We start from the raw sequence: 19498 nt of genomic DNA, 5'->3' as shown, positions 1-19498 counted from the left end.
CGGGTCAGACGGGTGCAAAGAAATCAGTCGAATTTGCGGGAGGGGGCCATGACCGTGGCTTCGCCGATCAGGACCTTCTTGCCGTCCACTTCGCAATGGCATTCCAGCTTCACGCGGCGCTTGGACACCTCGATGTCAATCACCTTAACCTCGGCGTGCACGAGATCGCCGGGGCGCACGGGCGCGAGAAACTTCAAAGATTGCCCCATGTAGACGGTGCCGTGCCCGGGGAGCTGTTCGCCAATCACCGCCGAGATCAGCCCTGCGGTGAGCATCCCGTGGGCGATCCGACCCTGAAAGATCGTGTCGCGAGCATAGTCATCATCCAGATGTACCGGGTTCCGGTCTGTCGAGATTTGCGCGAACATCTCGATGTCTTCATCGGTCACTACCTTCTGCAGGTAGCGCGACATGCCCATTTCGATGTCTTCGATGCAGATCGTGCCGCGGGGCAAATTGTCCAACATGATGACCCTTCCGGTAATTTTCTAATCACTACGCCGTAATTGTTGAAACTTAATTACTTTGCAATCGCAGAAAAGCAAGCGAAAAATAGGTCAGCGAAGGTACCCTATTGTGTAGGTTGGATTGGACATTTCTTTTTGTAGATAAGCGGTTAGCGCTTCCGGGTCCGGTTGGGTTTCTGTTCTGGTCTCTGCAGCCGCGAGGCCGCCAGAGATGAAGAGCGAATCGATATCTTCACCCATGGCACCTGCGATGTCCGTCAGAACGCCGTCGCCGATGGCCAGAATGCGGTTGTCCGGGATATCTGTGCCAAGCGCGGAAAGCCTGCGCCGCGCCAGATCGTAGATCGGCGGATGCGGTTTTCCGAAGTACAGGCTTTCACCTCCCATTTCGGTATAAAGCTGCGCAAGCGCACCCGCACACCATTCGCGTTGTTCGCCCCGGTCAACGACAATATCCGGGTTGGCGCACAGCAGTTTAAGGCCGCTTTGCTTGGCCATCAGGAACTCCGGGCGCATCACCGACGGGTCGGCCAGTGGATCGCGCGGGCCAGTGCAGACGATGCCGTCGGCTTCTTCCAGCGGTACCATGCGGATGTCCACCGGGTCTTCAACCACGCCGATGGGTTCAAAGAATTTCTCTTCTCCCGGATAGCCGATGTGCCAGACGTTCTCGCCGACAATGCCGCGGTACATGGCAGAGCGGGCGCTGTCCCCTGAGGTGGCAATCGTATCCCAACTATCATCCGGCACGCCGAAGGTGATCAGTTGCTTTTCCACACCCGCCCGTGGACGTGGCGAGTTGGTCACCAGTACGACCTTGCCGCCCTGCGCGCGGTAGTTTTGCAGGGCGCTTACGGCCTCGGGCAGGGCGTTGACACCGTTGTGCACGCAGCCCCAGAGATCGACAAAGAGCGCGTCGTATTGTGCGGAAATTTCGTTCAGCCGGGTGATTACTTGGGACATGGGCGGTCTGCTCCTATGGTGTGAGACAGGCGCAGCGGCCCGGCAACGCCCGGCGCAGAGACGCCGGGCGTTGAGGTTATACCTTGAGGTTGGGAATAATCTGCTTTTTGCGGCTCATGATGCCCGGCAGAACGACGGTGTCGCCGGAAACCGTGGCGTCAAAGCTCTTCTCCGCCACTGTTTTCACAAGATCGTTGGGCACCAGTAGGGTTGCCTCTTCATCAAGAATATCGACCACGAACAAAAGAACCTGATCGGCGCCATCTTCTGCGGCCACACCGGGCATCGCGGCCATCAGGGCATCCTTGCGGTCCAGCACCATCTGCGGCGAGGTGGTTTCCAGCACGGAGACGCGGAACTGTTTGCCGTCCACTTCATATTCCTTGCTGTCCATCCGCAGCAATTCCGCTTCGGAGAAGGCGGACACATCGGATTTCGCCGCGAACATCTCAGCCGCATAGGCCTTGATGTCGACGCCCAGGTCCTCGGCCAACTCCCAGGCAACGGCTTTGTCTTCGTTGGTTGTTGTCGGGCTGCGGAATTCAAGCGTGTCGCTCAGAATGCACGACAGCATCGCCCCTTTGATCTCCGTCGGCATCTGCGCCAGATCCTTGCCGATCATCTTCCACATGATGGTCGCGGTGCAGGCCAGCGGCTCGATGCGGATATCGATCGGGCCTTTTGTTTCCAGCCCGCCAACCAGCTTGTGGTGGTCAATGATGCCTTGGATATCCGCGTCGTTGATGTTGTCGGGCAATTCGGCCGGGTTGTTGGTATCAACGATGACCACGGGCGTATCCGCCGCCAGATCAGACAGAATCTCTGGCTTGTCCAGCGACCAGCGATCCAGCATGAAAAGCGCTTCGGTATTCGGCTCATCCAGCAGCACGGGTTTGGCAGTGACACCTTTGATCTGGTTGAGGTACCACGCCCAGATGATGGGGGATCCTGTGCTGTCCGTGTCAGGAGATTTATGGCCAAAAACAAGCGTGCTCATCGGAGATTCCTAGCATTTCAAGGGTCATTTTGCGCGCCTTATAGGAGGCGCAGGCAGTGATGTCACGCCCTGCAGGCATCGGACTTAATGCGGGTTGTCGCTTGGCCTGTGATTTCGATTGATGCTAGGTTTTTCGCATGTCGAAGCCCCGCGAAACCGATCTCTATCCGCCGATCAAGTCCTTTCTGGAAGAACAGGGGTATGTGGTCAAATCCGAGGTGGGGGCCGTGGACGTCGTGGCTGTACGCGGTGCCGAGTCGCCGGTGGTGGTCGAGTTGAAGCTCGGGTTTTCACTGTCGCTGTTCCATCAATGTGTCGCCCGTCAATCGCTGACGGAGGACGTCTATCTGGCGGTGCCCCGCCAGACCGGAAAGCGATTTGCCAAAGCCATCAAGGACAATCTGAAACTTGCGCGCCGCTTGGGGCTCGGGATGATCACCGTGCGTCTGTCGGACGGATTGGTCCAGGTGCATTGCGACCCGGGTCCTTACCACCCACGAAAATCCAAAAAGCGCGAAGGTGCTTTGCTGCGCGAGTTTGCGCGGCGGCGGGGCGATCCTAATGATGGGGGGCAGACCCGAACTGGCCTTGTTACGGCATACCGTCAGGATGCTTTGAAGATTGCCCTCTACCTGTATGAGGTCGGGGCCAGCAAGGGGGCTGATGTGGCGCGTGAGACTGATGTTCCACGCGCTACCCGTATGATGGCCGATGATCACTATGGCTGGTTTGAAAGGGTAGAGACCGGGATTTACGGCCTGACACCTACGGGCGCCGCAGCCGTTGCCGAGAGCGCAAAGGTGCTTGGCGCGGAGTAATCGATTGCCGCGACGCAGTGGGCAGAAACCTGCAAAAGACGCAAATTTTCGCAAACCGATTGGTTGACAGGCTCGCGGCACGTGCCTAGCTATGCGCCGTTAGCACTCAGATGAGTTGAGTGCTAACGACCCGGGTGCAATGCAATGTCGTTCGGGTCAATTGGGAGAAACTTTGAGCCTTAAGGAGCTGCAAAGATGGCATTGAAACCGCTTCATGACCGCGTGCTGGTGCGCCGCACGGAAAGCGAAGAAAAAACCGCTGGCGGATTGATCATCCCCGATAGCGCGAAAGAAAAACCCTCCGAGGGTGAAGTCGTGGCTTGTGGCGCAGGCGCGCGCAAGGACAGCGGCGAGCTGATCGACATGGCCGTCAAGGCCGGCGACAAGATCCTGTTCGGCAAATGGTCCGGCACGGAAGTCACGCTCGACGGTGAAGAACTGCTGATGATGAAGGAAAGCGACATCATGGGGATCATCGAGTAAGCCACCACGCTGCTCTGATTTTCAATCGCTGAACTCGAAATAGATATTCTCAAGAGGAGAAAACAACATGGCTGCTAAGGACGTCAAATTCGACACCGATGCCCGTAACCGTATGCTCAAGGGTGTGAACATCCTTGCAGACGCGGTCAAAGTCACGCTGGGCCCGAAAGGCCGCAACGTGGTTCTCGACAAATCCTTCGGCGCACCGCGCATCACCAAGGACGGTGTTTCCGTTGCCAAAGAGATCGAACTGGAAGACAAGTTCGAAAACATGGGCGCGCAGATGGTCAAGGAAGTTGCATCGCGCACCAATGACGAAGCAGGCGACGGGACGACCACCGCGACTGTTCTGGCTCAGGCCATCGTGAAAGAAGGCATGAAATCGGTCGCCGCCGGTATGAACCCGATGGACCTCAAGCGCGGCATCGATCTGGCGACATCGAAAGTTGTTGAAGCGATCAAAGCGGCGTCTCGCCCTGTTTCCGACAGCGACGAAGTCGCGCAGGTTGGTACAATCTCTGCCAATGGCGAATCCGAGATTGGTCAGCAAATCGCGGATGCGATGCAGAAAGTCGGCAACGAGGGTGTGATCACCGTTGAGGAAAACAAAGGCCTGGAAACAGAAACTGACGTCGTCGAAGGCATGCAGTTCGACCGCGGCTATCTGTCGCCATACTTTGTCACAAACGCAGACAAGATGACCACCGAGCTGGAAGATTGCATCGTCCTGTTGCACGAGAAGAAACTGTCCTCGCTGCAGCCAATGGTTCCGCTGCTGGAGCAAGTGATCCAGTCGCAAAAACCGCTTCTGATCGTTGCAGAAGACGTCGAAGGCGAAGCGCTGGCAACTCTGGTCGTGAACAAACTGCGCGGTGGTCTGAAAATCGCAGCCGTCAAGGCACCTGGTTTCGGTGATCGCCGCAAAGCGATGCTGCAGGACCTTGCGATCCTCACAGGCGGTCAGGTGATCTCCGAAGATCTGGGCATGAAGCTGGAATCCGTCACCATGGACATGCTGGGCTCTGCCAAGAAAGTTCAGATCACCAAGGACGAGACAACCATCGTTGACGGCGCGGGTGAGAAAGCCGAGATCGAAGCACGTGTTGCTCAGATCCGTACGCAGATCGAAGAAACCACATCCGACTATGACCGTGAGAAGCTGCAAGAGCGCGTTGCCAAACTGGCGGGCGGTGTTGCTGTTATCCGTGTTGGCGGCATGACTGAAGTGGAAGTGAAAGAGCGCAAAGACCGTGTGGACGATGCACTGAACGCGACACGTGCCGCTGTTCAGGAAGGTATCGTTGTCGGTGGCGGTGTGGCACTGGTCCAGGCCGGTAAAACACTTGAAGGCCTCTCTGGTGACAACAACGATCAGAACGTGGGTATCACGATCGTGCGCAAGGCGCTCGAAGCACCGCTGCGTCAGATCGCTGAGAACTCCGGTGTCGACGGGTCGGTTGTCGCGGGCAAAATCCGCGAAAGCAGCGACGCGAAGTTTGGCTTCAACGCGCAAACCGAAGAATATGGCGACCTGTTTGCCTTCGGTGTGATCGACCCTGCGAAGGTTGTACGTCATGCTCTGCAGGATGCGGCGTCCATCGCCGGCCTTCTGATCACGACAGAAGCCATGGTTGCAGACAAGCCCGCCAAGGAAGGCGCGGCACCTGCAGGCGGCATGCCCGACATGGGCGGCATGGGCGGCATGATGTAAGCTACGCCATCCGGCAAAAAGAAAGAGGGCTCGCCGTAATGGCGGGCCCTTTTTGTGTCACATCTATTGAATGCCGTTTTCGGGAGCCCACGGTAAAATATCCGCCGGGACGTCTCGAGAGGTGCGCCTAGGCGCACATGAACCGACTCCTGTCGACTCTTAAGCCGGCAGTTCGACAATCCGGGAGTAGCTCCCCAACATCTCGAGCGCTTCCGAAAATGTCTCGCTTGGGTTTTCCTTTACAAGATAACCGGCGACATTTTTGCTGTAGGCCGATTGGATATCACGGGGCATATCCGATGTGGTAAAAACAAACACGACAGTTCGTTGCAGAGCGGGGTCTGCACGGACAGATTCCAGAAACTCCAATCCATTCATCCTGGGCATGTTCAGATCCAGTGTCACAATAAACGGAGGCAACCCGCCCGGCCCCTCATCTGCAGCAGCCCGCAGGATATCCAGAGCTTCCTGCCCGTCTTTTGCCACCAGCGTTTTGTTGACGATTTTGAGTTTCTTCAAGGCGCGTTTCATTGCCATTATGCTGATGACGTCGTCATCGACCAGAAGAAACGTTGCCTCTTTTGTTTTGTCCTGCATCATCTAACCTCGTACAAATTGTTCTCAGGCCGCGTTCGCTTGGGCTGAATCTGGCCGTTCAACACACTCTTCGGCCGGGAAACTGAAACGGAAGCGCGCGCCGCGCTCTTTGTCCGGATTCGATTCCAGCACAATATCTGTCTTGTAGCGGTCCAGTAGTTTACGAATGATTGCGAGACCCAAACCGCTGCCTTCTACTTCATCCCGTGGGCGCAGCGTCTGGAACAATTGATAAATGCGCTGCTGATACTCCTGCGGAATGCCAGGGCCATCATCTGCAACTTCCACAACAAGATGTTCACCGTCAAATACCGCGGAAACGGTGATGTGCCCAATAGTCCGGTCATGATGTTTTATTGCGTTGGAAATCAGGTTGATCAGGATTTGCGTCAACGGTGTGGCATGGGTGCGTATTGCCCTAACGTCTCCGCTGTATCTGATACTGAACCCTTCCTGCGGGTTCAGTAACGTCGAAATCTGTCCGACCAGCTTCTCCATATCCAAATTGGCGAGACCTTCTTCTTCTTGTCCGGCGCGTGCGTAATCCAACAAGTCGGTGAGCAAGCGGTCCAGCCGTTTCGCTCTCACTTGCATCATTTCGAGGTACGCCCGGCTATCTGTAGACAACGCGTTTTCCCCATCTTCCAACGTCCACTCCGCCAGGTCGTACACAGCTCGGAGTGGTGAACGCAGATCATGGGCGGCCACATAGGCAAAACGTTCAAGATCGATATTCGAACGCCGGAGTTCCTCAGCGTTTTGCTTAAAAATGGAGAGGGCGCGTGCAATGTCACCCAATTCATCCTGACCTTCCACGTCGATGGGATGATTGAGATTGCCTCCTGCAATTGCTCGTACCGCGTAATCCAGGCGCCCCATTCGGCGGTTGATTTGCTTTTCAATAATGATCGAATTGCCCACCAATGTGGTCATGGCCGCCAAAAACAGGGATATTGCCAGGACAAGAGACAAAAGCTGTGTCGCGGTGCTCAGATGTTGAGATTTTTCGGCAACAGAGGCAGCCGATTGTTCCGCCAAGACGTCCACGAATTGCGAGATTTCTCCGCCAAGCGCCACTCGCGCTTCCCGAAGGGCCACCAGTTTCTCTTGGTGAGCCAGCCGTGCCTCACCAATGGCGATCAAACCTTGGTCCCCGAGCAGCACTGAATTCAGCTTGATTGTCAGCCCTGCCAATTCCTTGCGCTGCGGACTGGGGGCGACTTGCGACAGGATGGCTGCCACACGCCGTAGTTTGCGATCCAGTGTCGTGCGCAACTGTCGAAACGAGCCAGAGGTCTCGGCGCCGGGATCAAACCGCGCGAGATCAATAACAGTTTCGATATCCATGGACAGGCTGGTGAGGTTGAGAGAGGCCAGAAACAAGTCTGAGAACAGTTGATCAATGACATCTACGGGCGGCGTACTCCCCGAACGTGCCTTGCTTAGCAAATTTTCAATCTCGATTGTGGTCACGTAAGTCAGGTTCTGCAGCGCCCTGCGCGCCTCGGCCCCGATGCGGTCTAAATCGCTTTTGAGTTCCTCAATTGTGGTTTCGGTCGTGAAAAGAACCTCTTTCTGATCGAACAATGCCTCGGCGGAGTTTTCCAACTGTTTCAACCGGGTGATCAGGCGATCCGTCAAATCGGAGCCGCCATGGGTTTCGATGACGCCAAGCACCTGATCGCGAAAACTCTGTATCTTTTGAAGAAGTGTGCTTTTCGCGTCATTCAACTGATTGATGTCTTCAGCAAAATTCGCACGTTCGAGCGACATGAACATATTGTTCAGATTGCGTTCTACCGCTTGCGTTTTGGTCAGAAACGGCAGCGCGCCACGGGTCAACTCTCTGTGGGCCGAAGAGATATCTCTTAGCTGCGTAAACCCTGCAAGACAGGCCGCTACCGTGACCAGGCCAACAGCCAAGAGAAGCAACCTCAAACGGGCAACAATTCCAGAGAACAGGCCGCGCTTCGCGGGCAGGGGGGGCGTTGGCGATTCCACAGCTGGGTACGTATAACAGGATGGCTTAAACTTATCTTAAGTGCACAAAACTAATCTCCCGATATCGCCGGGGAGGAACGCGCGTATGTCTAGCAGAAAAAGAGCGCCCAAGGCATCGTTGTCGCGTCGCTCTCTTATTCAATCCGGCGCGGCAATCGGTCTTTCGAGCATTTTGCCCGTTGGTGCAATCGGGCAACCAAGGGCGCCGCTGCATCTGCACGTCGCGGAGGCGGTGAAGGATGCGGTTGGTTCAACCCCTGGCGCGCTGTCTGTTCTATGTCCAAACGGATCCCAGAAGAACCTGGAACCCATTGCGCGGATGTTCACTGAGATGACGGGCGTGGCAATTCACCTGCGAATTATCGCATCAGAGAGCTTGAACACGCAGATTGCGCTGGAAGTGATGGCAGGCGAGAGTCAGTTTGATGTTGCACTGCCAGCAACCTTTGGCGTTGCCGATTTGGTTGCATCGGATGTTCTTCTGCCCCTGGACGCATTCGCTTTCGAGTATGAACCACGGGCATTTCGCGAAGGTGCGCTTTATAGTATCGGGGATAGTTTCGATCAAAAAATCTATGGTTTTCAGGCGGATGGCGATGCCTATCTCATGTTCTATCACAAGGATATGCTTGAGGACCCAGACGAGAGGGCAAGGTATGAGGACCGTTTTGGTGCCGCTTTGGAGGTTCCCCGCAGTTGGGCGGAATTGGATCGTCAGATGGAGTGGTTTCACCGTCCGGATGACAATCAGTGGGGTGGAGTGCTCCTGAGATCGCCTGAGTATCTTGGTTGGGAATGGTGGGTCCGTTTCCATGCGTATGGTGTATGGCCGTTCTCGGAAGAAATGGCATCCCAGATCGACTCTGCCGAGGGTTGTGCCGCTCTGGAAGACATGATCAGGTCGGCCGAGTTTCTCCACCCAAGTGCTACAAGTTCAAAGTTTTCCGAAACATGGCAGCGGTTCGCTGAAGGCCGGTCATACTGCAATATCGGGTGGGGCGGGGCACAGAAATACTACAACCAAGCAGGTTCCGCCGTGAAAGACCGGTTAAGCTATGGCCCAACACCGGGAGGGGCAATCGGACCCGGCGGCGCAGTTGTGCCGATCCCGTACTTCAACTGGGGTTGGAGCTATGTGATTAGTCGCGCCTCGGCACGGCCTCGGATTGGGTATCTGTTTTCGCTGTTTGCTTCGAGCCCGGAAATGTCAACGCGAGCGGTGCGAGAAAGTGGAGGCTTTTTCGACCCGAATAGACCGGAGCACTACGATGACCCCGTCATTCAGGAGGTCTACTCCAAACCGTTTTTGGATGTGCACAAGGCAAGTTTGCGGCAAGCGATACCCGACCTCTATCTTGTGGGGCAAGCAGAGTATTTTCGCGTTCTGAACGAAGCGCTCGCTGACGCACTCAATGGGGATGTCACGCCGAAAAGAGCGCTGGAGAGAGCGTCGCAACTTTGGGAAATGATCACCAGTCGCGCCGGGCGCGCCGGGCAAATCGAAAGGTGGCGACAGTTGCGAAGACAGTATCCGAGAGCGGTTTCGCGTCATCTGAGGGATAAGAACGAGGCCTGAAATCCAACCACGTTAACAGTGTGTTCAGCGCTGTTTCCTATGCTGTCTTCGACAAGAACTCTCAGGGCCTTTCTCATGACACAACATGTTTCTTCGTATGGCGCGACTGCAGGAGCGGCGCCAGGGATGACATCGCTCTCATCGAATGATTTCGAAGATTTCATTTATCTTATCAGCCATGATGTGCGCAATTCCGTACGCGCGCTCATCGAACTCCCTCAATGGATCGCCGAAGACTTGACGGAAGCGGGCGTGAAAGTGGATGGCTCCGTTGCGGAGAGCATTGAGTTGATGAACCGACATACAGGTCGACTTGATCGTATGCTTGTCGATCTGCTGACATTTTCGCGGGTTGGAAGAATGCAGTCGGTTGAAGAAATCGATCTTAACATCGCGCTGGACGATGTGCTCGAAGAAATGCGCATTCCGTCTGGCTTCACAGTTGTGCACGCGCTGGATTGCCATCAGATCGAGATAGGCGACAGAGACATTCTGACCTTGCTGACAGCGCTTATCTCAAACGCGATTAAACATCACGACCGCACCGTCGGAAAAGTCATTGTCTCTTGTTATCGCGATGCAGGCCAGGTCGTTTTGTCCGTGCGCGACAACGGCCCCGGTATCCCTGTCGGCTATCATGAGAAGGTTTTTGGCGCGATGACGACTCTGCGTCCACGGGATGAAGTGGAAGGCAGCGGGATGGGCTTGGCTGTCACACGCAAGATTGCACAGCACTACGACGGCGACGTCAAAATCATTGAAAACTCTGAAGGTCGCGGGATCACCATCGAAGTGCGCCTTACGGTCTAGAAGCTTAGTCGGACATGGTGATCGAACGGGGTCAGAAGTACCTCTTCGTTGCAGAAGAGTGCACCTTGCCAAGCAGGTTCCATCTCTGAAGATTGCCTTGGTATGGAAACCTGCCGAAACAGAGCGCCGCAGCCCCAGCAAAGCTGTTGTCACCGCCAAGACGCGCAGATCCTGCGTTGGCACAAGAGCTTTCATTGGTGCTGCCCACCGACCTCTGATGCAAATGGCAAACACGTTCGCGTCTTTTGGGGAATTTTTGGGAGGCAGACTACAAAAGTTCAAAAATGGGGAAAGCTGCTGGATGACAGCGACCTTTGCGAAACTGGGCAGTGGGAACGGGTTGGCGGCCGATGATGGAAAAGCTATTGCCGTATCATGCGTTTGTTTTTTCTAACTTGCCTCACGATGATCGCTTTTGCGGCCAATTCCATCCTTACCCGGTTGGCCGTGGATGGTGGGTACATTGATCCAAGCAGCTTTGCCATTATTCGCGTTCTTTCGGGCGTGGTGGTGCTTAGCATGATCATGACCGTAAAGGTCGGCAAAATTGAGCTTTTTCAACGTGATCGGGCGGCTGGAGCCGTCAGTCTTGCGGCCTATATGGCTGGGTTTTCTCTGGCCTATTTGACCCTTGATGCAGGTCTTGGCGCCTTGATCCTCTTCGGTGTTGTCCAGATTTCAATGTTTGCCCACGCGGCAGCGACGGGTGCGCACCCGAATGGCCGGCAGCTTCTCGGGGCAGGAATTGCCTTTCTGGGGCTGCTGCTTGCGTTGTGGCCAGGGCCTGGTGGCCAGTCGGATGCCATCGGCGCTGCTTTCATGGTCATCGCCGGATTGGGTTGGGCAGTCTACACCATCTCTGGCCGGGGGTCGGTTAATCCTCTCGCGGCAACAACGGCCAACTTTATTCTCTGCCTGCCCGTTGTCACGATTGTCTTGGTTGGCCTTGCAACGCGGACCACCGCTATTGGCTGGGGGCTTGGGATCCTTTGCGGCGGTGTCACATCGGGCCTGGGCTATGCGCTGTGGTACAGCGTGCTACCACAACTGCCGCAGAACCTGGCACCTGTGGTGCAACTGTCCGTCCCGGTCATCGCCCTGATTGGCGGGGCAGTCTTGTTAGGCGAACCTGTCACAGTGATCGTTGCCGTTGCGTCTGTGATGGTGATTTTCGGCATAGCACTGGCCATCACATCACGATCCGCTCAAGGGGGTCGTAGCTGATCTCTTGGGTTTGCGAAAAGGCTATGCTGATCAGGCTATCGGGCTTGATGTGTAGTTTGGAGGCCTCAGCTTCCGTAGCCCAGACATGCCGGTCCACGATCCTCTCCGGGTCCTGCCAGCTGCGAGGGATGACCGGGCTGCCTTCGATACTGCACCGAAAGAATACCTCGACCTGATGAAAGCCGATGCCCGGATCGTGAAACTCATTGACCAGACAGGGCGCGCCCACCTTAATAGTAAGTCCCGTTTCTTCCTCCACTTCACGCGCCAGATTATCCGTCAGTGATGCCCCCAATTCGACACCGCCGCCTGGGGCACAGAGCAGGGTGCTGCGCTCATTCGCCCAGGCATTTACCAAAAGCAGGCGATCCTCGTGAACAATCACTGCCCGTGCTGCCAAACGCACCGCTTTTGATGACATAATCCCTCTTTCGCCAAATAGGCGTGACGTTACACTGTTGTTGCGACCACATTCGCATTATCTCATTAGCTATGACCAGAGCTGCAAGAATTCTGCTGACCGCCTGTGCTTTCGTCGTTGCGGCAACGACGGCGCAAGCGAGATGTGTCGTCTTGTTGCATGGACTGGCGCGTACCGAGCTTTCTTTTGCTGTGATGGAAGCGGCGTTGAATGCGGAAGGCTATACGGTTGTGCGTCCGGGCTACCCGTCAACCGAAGCGCCCGTTGCGGAACTCGTTGCGCAAACGCTGCCGGATGCGATGGCAAACTGCGGACCGCGCGGCAAGGTCGACTTTGTGACCCACTCGATGGGCGGTATCCTGTTGCGGCAGTGGGTGGTGAGTGCAAATCCCGGTCGGATCGGCCGCGTTGTGATGTTGGCTCCGCCCAACCAGGGCAGCGAGGTCGTGGATGCGCTTGACGATATTGAAGCCTTTGACTGGATCAGCGGTCCGGCGGGCGCGCAGCTGGGCACAGGGCCAGAGGATCTACCGCGCCGCTTGCCGGCGGTCACATTCGATCTTGGCGTGATCGCGGGCGATCAATCGCTGAACCCTTATTTTTCTTCCCTCTTGCCGGGGCGTGACGACGGCAAGGTCTCGGTCGCGTCAACCCGCGTGGCAGGCATGAACGATCACATCGTCCTGCCGGTGACCCATACTTTCATGATGAACAACCCACGGGTGATTGCGCAGACGGTGGCCTTTCTGAACACCGGTCGTTTTGATCGTTCGCTGACGTGGTTTGATGCGGTCCTGTCTCAGCTTGGCTGCCCGAATGGCAATTGTGTGCCCAGCGTGGGGGAAATGATTGGCCGACCTTAATCTTCAGGGCGGACAGGTCTTGCGGACGGACGGGTTAAGCCCGGATGATCTGTCCCTTTCGGATGGTTCAATTGTCGAGGGTGCGGTTGGAAGATCGGTGAACCTCGACGGCTATCTGGTGCTGCCGGGCATTGTCGATCTGCATGGCGATGGGTTTGAGCGCCACCTCGCGCCGCGCAGAGGCGCCATGAAGCAAATGGCCGAAGGTCTTCTCGCTGCCGAGGCGGAGCTGGCAGCGAATGGCATCACCACCGCCGTGTTGGCACAGTTTATCAGCTGGGAAGGTGGGCTGCGCGGCCTCACGTTTGCCGATCAGGTTTTTGGCGCGATTCGTGATGTCCGCCCGTCGTTGGTGACGGACCTGCGGGCGCAATTGCGGTTCGAAACCCATTTGCTTGACCTTTATGAAAGCCTGCCGTCCCGCATGGATGCGTGGGGTGTGGACTACGTGGTTTTCAACGACCACTTGCCGCATCAGCGGCTCTCAGAGGGGCGTAAACCGCCACGTATGGTGGGCCAGGCGCTCAAGGCAGGGCGCAATCCGGATGATCATTTCGCGATGATGCTGGAATTGCATGCGCAGACAGGCATGGTGCCGGAGGCGCTGGATGCGCTCTGCGCGCAACTGCGCGAGCAGGGAAAGCGGATGGGCAGCCATGACGACGCGAGCCGGGAGCAGCGCAAGATCTGGCATGACCGGGGCGTGCTGATTGCCGAGTTTCCCGAGACGCTGGCGGCAGCGGAGGCGGCAAAAGCGGCGGGCGATCCCGTGGTGCTGGGTGCGCCCAACGTGGTGCGCGGCGGATCGCACAACGGGAATGTTTCTGCGCTGGAGCTGATCAGCATGGGGCTCTGCGATGCGCTGGCCTCGGATTATCACTATCCCAGCCCGCGCCGTGCGGCGTTGATGCTCGAAAAATCGGGTGTGGCCGGTTTTGCCGAGAGTTGGCGGCTGGTTTCTGAAGGGCCTGCACAGGTGCTCGGCCTGACCGACCGGGGGACCCTGACACCGGGCAAGCGCGCAGATATCGTGATCCTTGATGCCGCAACACACCGCGTTGCCGCGACCCTTGTCGCAGGCCGCTTCAGTCATCTGTCAGGTGAGATCGCCGATCGCTTTTTTGCCGCCTGAGTGCTGCATTATTTCACAACGCGGTTCACGTGGCCCATCTTGCGTCCCGGCTTTGTTTCGGCCTTTCCGTAAAGATGTAGCGCTGTATCCGCCTGCCGGGAATATGCGTCTACGCGGTCCATGTCATCGCCGATCAGATTTTCCATGACCACATCTGCATATCGCGTACCGTCCCCGAGCGGCCAACCCGCGACCGCCCGGATATGTTGCTCAAACTGGTCCACGACACATCCGTTCTGCGTCCAATGGCCGGAGTTGTGCACGCGCGGCGCGATTTCATTTACGATCAGTCCTTGCGCCGTGACGAAGAGTTCGACGCCAAGGACCCCAACGTAGTCGAGCGCGTTCAGGATTTTAGCGGCGATCAGCACGGCATCGGTTCGATGCGATGCGCTCAGGCGCGCGGGCACGGTGGTGGTGTGCAGAATACCGTCACGGTGCACGTTTTCGCCTGGGTCATAGCAGGCGACGTCGCCCTGTGGGCTGCGCGCTGCGATCACTGAAACCTCGTGGGTGAAGTCGATGAAACCTTCCAGAATGGCGGGTTGATCCACCATCTCCGCCCAGGCCGCCTCCATACCTTCGGGGGTCTTCAGGCGGGCTTGCCCCTTGCCATCATAGCCAAAGCGCCGGGTTTTCAGGATCGACGGTACACCGATTTTCGAGACAGCCGCTCGCAGGGTTTCCGCATCAGCGACATCTGCAAAAGGGGCGACGTTCAGCCCGAGATCCTGCAAAAACGTCTTTTCCGTCAACCTGTCCTGGCTGATGCGCAGGGCCTCGCGCCCCGGCCTGATCGGTTTGAGCGCTTCGAGGATGTCCAGCGCAGCGGTGGGAATGTTCTCAAATTCGTAGGTCACCACATCGACGCCACGCGCAAAGCGTTGCAGTGCAGCTGCGTCATCATACGCAGCCGTCGTCAGCTGGTGACAAACATGTCCGGCGGGTGGCTCGGCGCCGGGCTCGAAGATATGCGTGCGAAACCCAAGCCGTGCTGCGGCCACCGACAGCATACGGCCCAACTGGCCACCGCCCAGAATGCCGATTGTTGCGCCCGTGGGCAGCGGATCAGTCATCAGTCGGAACCTCGGGGATGGAGGCGGAGAGCGCGGCGCGCCACGCATCCAGCCGATCCGCCAATGCGGCATCCTGCAGGGCGAGAATGCCCGCCGCCATCAGCCCGGCGTTCGCAGCACCTGCCGCGCCGATGGCCATCGTGGCGACCGGGTAGCCACGCGGCATCTGCAGAATGGAGTAGAGCGAATCCACGCCGGACAGCGCCTTGGTCTGCACCGGCACGCCGATCACCGGCACACGTGTTTTCGACGCCATCATGCCGGGCAGATGGGCTGCGCCACCGGCGCCTGCAATGATCACCTGCACCCCGCGTTCAACGGCCGTGCGCCCATAGTCCCACAGGCGATCCGGGGTGCGGTGCGCCGAGACGATGCGTTTCTCGAAAGCGATACCCAAGGTGTCGAGCAGGTCGGCAGCTTCGCGCATTGTGGGCCAATCCGATTGGCTGCCCATGATGATGCCCACAGCGGGTCCGGTCATGTGAAAGCCTCCCTCGGCCCAGGTTCAGGAAGCGGCACTATAGCCAAAGAAAAAGCGGAGGCAATGCGCAGTCTCTGGTGTTTTTGGGGCCGCTCAGGCGATGATGTCGGGTGTCAGGCGATCTTCGATCTGGGCGATCAGATCTTTCAGCCGGAGTTTGCGTTTCTTGAGCCGCTGCAGGGTCAGCTGATCCCCCATGCCCTTCTCGGAAAGCGCCTGAATGGCTTCATCCAGATCACGGTGCTCACGCTGGAACACGGCTAGCTCCACGCGCAACACTTCATCCGTTTTCATCGACAGGTCCGTGGGGGCGTTCATAGATCGGTGATTCCGTACAATAAACAATAGGTAGGCTTTATCATACGCATTCACCAACTCTCCGCATAGCCCTTGCGTCAAGGCGGATTGCTCCCCATATTTAGTGTACGGGCCGCCGAAACGGGACCCGAAACTGACTGTCGCTTGACTGATAAGGACGTGTCGCATGACGAAGATGACCCTGGCTTCTTACCCCCATATGTTGGGGTTCGAGCAACTTGAAAGACTGCTGGAGCGTACTGCGAAATCCGGCAATGAAGGCTACCCGCCGTTCAATATTGAACAGACATCGGACTATTCCTACCGCATCACACTTGCTGTGGCGGGCTTTGGTGAAGACGATCTTTCGATCACCGTTGAGGACCGCCAACTGGTCATCCGGGGACGACAGAGAGAAGACACGGACAACCGGGTTTTCCTGCATCGTGGCATCGCCGCGCGGCAGTTCCAGCGGAGCTTTGTGCTCGCCGATGGCGTCGATGTCGGCGAAGCGATCATGGAGAACGGTCTGCTGCACGTGGACCTGACCCGCGCCAAGCCACAGACCGTCGTGCAGACAATAGACATCAAGAAAGGGTGACGACATGCAAGAACCATTCGAAACAGCGCCCGTTGAGAACCGCATCGTCTACGTAAAAGTCGTCGATGTGACCGAATTGCCGAGTGAAGTGCGCGATCAGGCGGGCGATCTGGATCAGCTCTACGCGGTCCATGACAGCGATGGCCAGCAACTGGCTCTGGTCGCGAACCGTGAGCTTGCCTTTAAGCTGGCACGTCAGAACGACTATGAGGCCGTTGCTGTGCATTGACGTCCCATCAATGGCGTGAACATGATCAACAAGGCCGCAGAATGCTGCGGTCTTTTCTGTTTCAGGGGGCGCCGATGCAATTTGAATTTGATTGGGTGGACGCGTTTTCGGAATCCGTGTTTGGCGGGAATGGCTGTGCTGTTGTCCATGAAGGTGCAGACGTTTCGGACGACGTCTGCATGGCCTATGTGCGCGAAACATCCCTCGTGGAATGCACCTTCACCGGCCCGTCCGAGGTGGCCGATATCCGGGTGCGATATTTTTTGGCCAGCCGTGAAATACCTTTTGCTGGACATCCGACCATCGCTACCGTCGCCGCCCTGCGCGCGCGGGGGAGTGTCCAGGACGGGCCGCTGACGCTGGAAACACAGGCTGGGATCATCCCGGTTGAGGTGTCTGGGGCGCAGGTAAAAATGACACAGATCGCTCCTGAATTTGGCCCTGAGGTTCCGGTCGGGCTGGTTGCGGCCGTGGGTGGGATCAGGACAGAGGACATCATCGCACCGCCTCAGATTGTTTCCACCGGATTGCCGTTCTGCGTGACCGTTCTCAAGGATCGTGCAACGCTCGGAAACCTGCGGTTCGATGTTAAAGCCCTGCGGGCGCTCTGCGCGCATCTTGGGCAACAGGATGACAATATGATGGAGCCGTTCTGGGTCACCCTGTCCGGGGCCACGCCCTCGGGCGATACCTTCAGCAGGCTTCTGCTGGCACCACCGAGCCCGCCGGAAGACGCGTTTACCGGCTCGGCCACTGGGGCCATGGCGTCTTATCTTTGGGCGCGTGGGTTGATCGACCAACCTGATTTTACCGCTGAACAGGGCCATGGAATGGGCCGTCCGGGCAGCGCCCAAGTGCGTGTTCTCGGACCAAGGGACGGCATCACGGGCGTGGAAGTTTCAGGTCACGGCGCCATTGTCATGTCCGGTAAGGTCAACCTGCCTCAACGTCTTTAGATAAAAAACCGCTGCCCCGATCCGAGACAGCGGCGATTACTTCGGACGTCAAACAGATCAGCTGCGACCGGTGATCAGCCCCATGCTTTCCAGTTTCAAAAGGACCTGATGGGCGCAGCTGTCCACATCCACATTCTCTGTCTCCACGCTGAGCTCGGGATCGGCAGGTACGTCATAGGGGTCTGAAATCCCTGTGAATTCCTTGATTTTTCCTTCGCGTGCCAGCTTGTAGAGCCCTTTGCGGTCGCGGCGTTCGCATTCCTCGATCGAGGTAGCGACATGCACTTCCACGAAGGCCCCGAAGGATTCCACATCCTCCCGTACGGCCCGGCGGGTGGTTGCATAGGGCGCGATGGGCGCACAGATCGCAATGCCGCCGTTCTTGGTGATCTCGGAGGCTACATAGCCGATGCGCCGGATGTTCAGGTCGCGGTGTTCCTTGGAGAACCCGAGTTCGGAGCTGAGGTTCTTGCGGACGATATCACCGTCAAGCAGGGTCACCGGACGCCCGCCCATTTCCATCAACTTGACCATCAGAGCATTTGCGATGGTGGATTTGCCGGAGCCGGAAAAGCCGGTGAAGAATACGGTGAAGCCTTGCTGGCTCCGCGGTGGGCGCGTGCGGCGCAATTCGGTGACGACCTCGGGGAAAGAGAACCATTCCGGAATTTCCAGACCTTCGGCCAAACGGCGGCGCAATTCCGTGCCGGAGATGTTCAGGATGGTGACCTTGTCCTTATCCTTGATCTCATCCGCAGGCTCGTATTGCGCGCGTTCCTGGACCCAAACCATATGTTTGAAGTCCACCATCTCGATGCCCATCTCTTCCTGATGCTCGCGGAAGAGGTCTTGCGCATCGTAAGGCCCGTAAAAGTCTTCGCCTGCCGAATTCTTGCCGGGGCCTGCGTGGTCGCGGCCCACAATGAAATGCGTGCAGCCGTGGTTCTTGCGGATCAGTCCGTGCCAGACCGCTTCGCGCGGGCCCGCCATGCGCATCGCGAGGTTCAGCAGGGACATGGATGTCGTCGCCGCCGGGTATTTGTCCAGAACCGCCTCGTAGCAGCGCACGCGGGTAAAGTGGTCCACGTCACCCGGTTTAGTCATCCCGACGACAGGATGGATCAGCAGGTTCGCCTGTGCCTCACGGGCGGCGCGGAAGGTCAGTTCCTGATGCGCCCGGTGCAGCGGGTTGCGGGTCTGGAAGGCCACAACGCGTTTCCAGCCCACCTTGCGGAAAAAGGCCCGCATTTCGTTTGGCGTGTCGCGGCGCGCCCGGAAATCATAGTGCACCGGTTGTTGAATGCCGGTCACGGGCCCGCCGAGATAAATCTTGCCCGCCTGATTGTGCAGGTAGTTCACGGCGGGGTGCGCATCGTCATCAGCACCAAACACCTTTTCAGCCTCAAGCGCCTTGTTCGGGGTCCAGCGGTCGGTGACGGTCATTGTGGCGAGGATCACGCCCTCCTGATCGCGCAAGGCGATGTCCTGACCGACCTCAAGCTGGTCGGCAAAAGCGTCATTCACGTCCAGCGTGATCGGCATCGGCCACAGTGTGCCATCGGCCAGACGCATCTTGTCAACGACGCTGTCGTAGTCTGCCTCAGACAGGAACCCTTTGAGCGGATTGAACCCGCCGTTCATCAGAAGTTCCAGATCGCAGATCTGCCGGGGTGTTAGATCCCAGCTCAGCAGGTCGCCTGCTTCCGCCTTTAATTTCTGGGCAGACTCGTAAGAAACGTAGAGTTCGGAAATCGGGGAGAGGGTCGCTGTCATCATCAATTCACTCGCTTACAAA

At 57.4% G+C, this 19498-nt stretch carries 21 protein-coding genes; 11 read left to right on the top strand and 10 right to left on the bottom strand.

Going from position 1 to position 19498, the window contains the following annotated elements; genetic code table 11:
* Nucleotides 1-23: 23 nt before the first annotated feature.
* From Q1A07_RS04130 to Q1A07_RS04120, 3 genes are all read right to left on the bottom strand, one after another.
* Nucleotides 24-467, bottom strand: coding sequence for a MaoC family dehydratase (locus Q1A07_RS04130; RefSeq protein WP_195820077.1), 444 nt, complete (start codon nt 465-467; stop codon nt 24-26).
* Nucleotides 468-557: 90 nt separating this feature from the next.
* Nucleotides 558-1430, bottom strand: coding sequence for a TIGR01459 family HAD-type hydrolase (locus Q1A07_RS04125; RefSeq protein ID WP_299778063.1), 873 nt, complete (start codon nt 1428-1430; stop codon nt 558-560).
* Between the two features lie 76 nt (nt 1431-1506).
* Nucleotides 1507-2427, bottom strand: a complete 921-nt coding sequence (locus Q1A07_RS04120; protein WP_299778061.1) for a manganese-dependent inorganic pyrophosphatase — start codon at nt 2425-2427, stop codon at nt 1507-1509.
* Nucleotides 2428-2564: 137 nt separating this feature from the next.
* Between Q1A07_RS04120 and Q1A07_RS04115 the strand changes: the two genes are divergently transcribed.
* The 3 genes from Q1A07_RS04115 to groL all read left to right on the top strand — a co-directional run bounded on the left by Q1A07_RS04115 (nt 2565) and on the right by groL (nt 5439).
* Nucleotides 2565-3245 (top strand): DUF2161 domain-containing phosphodiesterase, encoded by a 681-nt coding sequence (locus tag Q1A07_RS04115; RefSeq protein WP_299778059.1) that lies wholly within the window; start codon nt 2565-2567, stop codon nt 3243-3245.
* Between the two features lie 195 nt (nt 3246-3440).
* Nucleotides 3441-3728, top strand: coding sequence for a co-chaperone GroES (gene groES / locus Q1A07_RS04110; RefSeq protein ID WP_299778057.1), 288 nt, complete (start codon nt 3441-3443; stop codon nt 3726-3728).
* 67 nt (nt 3729-3795) lie between these two features.
* Nucleotides 3796-5439, top strand: a complete 1644-nt coding sequence (groL, locus tag Q1A07_RS04105; RefSeq protein WP_299778055.1) for a chaperonin GroEL — start codon at nt 3796-3798, stop codon at nt 5437-5439.
* Nucleotides 5440-5598: 159 nt separating this feature from the next.
* On the opposite strand, the gene Q1A07_RS04100 is transcribed toward groL, so the two are convergent.
* Together Q1A07_RS04100 and Q1A07_RS04095 are read right to left on the bottom strand one after the other, a co-directional pair.
* Nucleotides 5599-6039 carry a response regulator gene (locus Q1A07_RS04100; protein WP_366523764.1) on the bottom strand — a complete coding sequence of 147 codons (441 nt, stop codon included), beginning with the start codon at nt 6037-6039 and terminating at the stop codon, nt 5599-5601.
* 21 nt (nt 6040-6060) lie between these two features.
* Nucleotides 6061-7959, bottom strand: coding sequence for an ATP-binding protein (locus tag Q1A07_RS04095; protein ID WP_299778053.1), 1899 nt, complete (start codon nt 7957-7959; stop codon nt 6061-6063).
* 163 nt (nt 7960-8122) lie between these two features.
* Here Q1A07_RS04095 and Q1A07_RS04090 point away from each other — a divergent pair, with 163 nt between their 5' ends.
* The 3 genes from Q1A07_RS04090 (at nt 8123) to Q1A07_RS04080 (ending at nt 11647) form a co-directional block, all read left to right on the top strand.
* A complete protein-coding gene (locus tag Q1A07_RS04090) occupies nt 8123-9613 on the top strand; it encodes an extracellular solute-binding protein (protein ID WP_299778051.1) in 1491 nt (496 codons plus the stop codon).
* A 75-nt stretch (nt 9614-9688) separates the two neighbouring features.
* The gene (locus tag Q1A07_RS04085) at nt 9689-10423 is read left to right on the top strand and encodes a HAMP domain-containing sensor histidine kinase (RefSeq protein ID WP_299778050.1); all 735 of its coding nucleotides are present in this window, start codon (nt 9689-9691) and stop codon (nt 10421-10423) included.
* Nucleotides 10424-10798: 375 nt separating this feature from the next.
* Nucleotides 10799-11647 carry a DMT family transporter gene (locus Q1A07_RS04080; protein WP_299778048.1) on the top strand — a complete coding sequence of 283 codons (849 nt, stop codon included), beginning with the start codon at nt 10799-10801 and terminating at the stop codon, nt 11645-11647.
* Here Q1A07_RS04080 and Q1A07_RS04075 read toward each other — a convergent pair.
* On the bottom strand, nt 11613-12068 hold the full coding sequence (locus Q1A07_RS04075) for an NUDIX hydrolase (RefSeq protein ID WP_299778046.1): 456 nt from the start codon (nt 12066-12068) through the stop codon (nt 11613-11615). The genes Q1A07_RS04080 and Q1A07_RS04075 overlap by 35 nt on opposite strands.
* Before the next feature lie 71 nt (nt 12069-12139).
* On the opposite strand from Q1A07_RS04075, the gene Q1A07_RS04070 reads away from it, so the two are divergent.
* Nucleotides 12140-12931, top strand: a complete 792-nt coding sequence (locus Q1A07_RS04070) for an alpha/beta fold hydrolase (protein WP_299778044.1) — start codon at nt 12140-12142, stop codon at nt 12929-12931.
* On the top strand, nt 12918-14063 hold the full coding sequence (locus Q1A07_RS04065; RefSeq protein WP_299778042.1) for an alpha-D-ribose 1-methylphosphonate 5-triphosphate diphosphatase: 1146 nt from the start codon (nt 12918-12920) through the stop codon (nt 14061-14063). Before Q1A07_RS04070 ends, Q1A07_RS04065 begins: the two co-directional genes overlap by 14 nt.
* An 8-nt stretch (nt 14064-14071) precedes the next feature.
* Here Q1A07_RS04065 and Q1A07_RS04060 read toward each other — a convergent pair whose 3' ends face one another.
* The 3 genes from Q1A07_RS04060 to Q1A07_RS04050 form a co-directional block, all read right to left on the bottom strand.
* On the bottom strand, nt 14072-15139 hold the full coding sequence (locus Q1A07_RS04060) for a 5-(carboxyamino)imidazole ribonucleotide synthase (RefSeq protein ID WP_299778040.1): 1068 nt from the start codon (nt 15137-15139) through the stop codon (nt 14072-14074).
* Nucleotides 15132-15620 carry a 5-(carboxyamino)imidazole ribonucleotide mutase gene (purE, locus tag Q1A07_RS04055; RefSeq protein ID WP_299778038.1) on the bottom strand — a complete coding sequence of 163 codons (489 nt, stop codon included), beginning with the start codon at nt 15618-15620 and terminating at the stop codon, nt 15132-15134. Before purE ends, Q1A07_RS04060 begins: the two co-directional genes overlap by 8 nt.
* A 93-nt stretch (nt 15621-15713) precedes the next feature.
* Entirely contained in the window at nt 15714-15938 is a 225-nt protein-coding gene (locus Q1A07_RS04050; protein WP_299778036.1) for a DUF465 domain-containing protein, read from the bottom strand.
* A 166-nt stretch (nt 15939-16104) separates the two neighbouring features.
* On the opposite strand from Q1A07_RS04050, the gene Q1A07_RS04045 reads away from it, so the two are divergent.
* From Q1A07_RS04045 to Q1A07_RS04035, 3 genes are all read left to right on the top strand, one after another.
* Complete coding sequence (locus tag Q1A07_RS04045) at nt 16105-16518, top strand: Hsp20 family protein (RefSeq protein ID WP_299778034.1); 414 nt, start codon at nt 16105-16107, stop codon at nt 16516-16518.
* A 4-nt stretch (nt 16519-16522) separates the two neighbouring features.
* Nucleotides 16523-16747: a DUF1150 family protein gene (locus tag Q1A07_RS04040; RefSeq protein WP_299778032.1), complete on the top strand. Its 225-nt coding sequence runs from the start codon at nt 16523-16525 to the stop codon at nt 16745-16747.
* A 74-nt stretch (nt 16748-16821) separates the two neighbouring features.
* Nucleotides 16822-17703: a PhzF family phenazine biosynthesis protein gene (locus Q1A07_RS04035; RefSeq protein ID WP_299778030.1), complete on the top strand. Its 882-nt coding sequence runs from the start codon at nt 16822-16824 to the stop codon at nt 17701-17703.
* A gap of 57 nt (nt 17704-17760) precedes the next feature.
* Here the strand turns inward: Q1A07_RS04035 and Q1A07_RS04030 are convergent, their stop codons facing one another.
* Nucleotides 17761-19479: a bifunctional sulfate adenylyltransferase/adenylylsulfate kinase gene (locus tag Q1A07_RS04030; RefSeq protein WP_299778029.1), complete on the bottom strand. Its 1719-nt coding sequence runs from the start codon at nt 19477-19479 to the stop codon at nt 17761-17763.
* Between the last annotated feature and the right edge of the window lie 19 nt (nt 19480-19498).

It is taken from the genome of uncultured Roseobacter sp. (assembly GCF_947492555.1).
Taxonomy (GTDB): domain Bacteria; phylum Pseudomonadota; class Alphaproteobacteria; order Rhodobacterales; family Rhodobacteraceae; genus Roseobacter.
Note: the sequence above shows the minus strand (reverse complement) of the source record. Positions and strands in the feature narration are given on the sequence as shown.